The sequence below is a fragment of the Acinetobacter sp. 228 genome (assembly GCF_048147885.1).
Genome location: NZ_JAYWYV010000180.1, coordinates 1 through 1,609, shown reverse-complemented (window position 1 = coordinate 1,609; position 1,609 = coordinate 1). Strand labels below are relative to the sequence as shown.

1 protein-coding gene and 1 pseudogene are annotated in these 1,609 nt (G+C 39.2%); both read left to right on the top strand.

Annotated features, from left to right (window positions below; genetic code table 11):
• Positions 1–897, top strand: a pseudogene (barB, locus tag VXQ92_RS17130) (acinetobactin export ABC transporter permease/ATP-binding subunit BarB); the annotation flags it as partial.
• Between the two features lie 72 nt (positions 898–969).
• Positions 970–1,609, top strand: a 640-nt coding sequence (basH, locus tag VXQ92_RS17125) for an acinetobactin biosynthesis thioesterase BasH (protein WP_416682626.1), incomplete at its 3' end; no start/stop codon positions are given.

Here is a 1,609-nt window from a genome sequence, read left to right as displayed (position 1 = left end):
CGTGCTGCTGCACTTGCAAGTTTTCTTGCAACCTTGGCAAGTGTTTTACCCATTGCAGGGATGGCAACATATCTGGTGAACGCTGGAGTCAATCATGCTGCTTTGGTATTGGCATTACTCGTCTTAATTGGACGTGCAGCAGCGCCGTTAGGTGAACTTGCTACTGCAGGGTTGCATATCAATGATTTATTTGCTGCACTACGCAACTTTAATCAGATCACCCATCCACCTGAGTTGCCTGAGCCATTACACCCTCAAATTCCTACTGGCCATCATATTTCGGTACAAGGCGTTAGCTATGCGCCAGCACTTGAAGATATATCTCTCGATATCGCATTGGGGAGCAGAGTATGGGTTACCGGACCAAGCGGTAGTGGTAAGAGTACTTTACTTGAATTGCTTACACGGTTTGATGATCCACAAATAGGAAAAATTACCCTAGGTGGTATAGCTCTTGATCAAATGAAATATGAAGATTTGGTCTCGAATATCGCTTATGTCACACAAGAACCTATTTTGTTCACAGGTACACTGGCTGAAAATATCCGTTTAGGAAAATCTGATGCAACTGATGATGAAATAGAAAAGGCTGCAAGAGATGCCGCATTAGGGGCAATGATTGACCGTAGTTCAGAAGGAATTAATCAATCGGTGGGTAAACAAGGCACCGCATTGTCTGGTGGTGAACGTCAGCGGGTCGCAATTGCCCGAGCATTACTCAAAAATGCGCCGATTTTAATACTTGATGAAGCAACCTCTGCCTTGGATGAAGAGACTGAGCAGGAAATTGTTACAACGATACGTGCTCTTTCTTCTACGGTTATTTTTGTCACACATCGTGATTCAGCTATTTGGCAACCGACTCAAACTATCAATTTAGCTTCAACTTCTGTTTAAAAAAATAGCGCAGAAATCTGATTTAAGCATTTTTTATAAAAGAAAAATGCTTAATATTTGGAGAATTCTTGAATGAATAAACCTCAATATAATATGTTCTGTTTACCGCCTGCGGGGAGTAGCGCAAGTATTTATCATCCATGGAAAAAGCAGATCTCTGACAATATTCGTATTATTCCTATTGAATATTCGGGTCATGGTATAAAAATAAATAAACCATTGATTGATGATCCTGATCTATTGGCTATGCAAATTGCCAATGAAATACAAGCTTACTCAGACACACCCTTCATTTTATTTGGACATAGTGTAGGAGGTAGCTTGATTTGGAAAGTACTCAATTATTTGAATGAAAAAACCATAATTGATCAGTTGAGATTAATTGTTATAAGTAGCCGACCTGAGCATTACTATATTCAACATATGCGGTACAAGCATGAGCTAACTGATGAAAAAATTATTGATGAATTAAAGCGATACAACAATTTTCCTGACGAAATTTTAAATAATCAGGATGCACTCACATTCTTTCTCAAAATCATTCGTAACGACTTCTATCTTAGTGATCAATTACTTAGCGAGAAGATTCATAAGACTGAGGTTCCGATCGTTGCATTTTATGGCAAACAGGACCCTGATATTCCGAACAAAAGAATGATGGATGCATGGCAACAACACACAGAAAATTGGTTAGGAAGCATTGAGTTTGAAG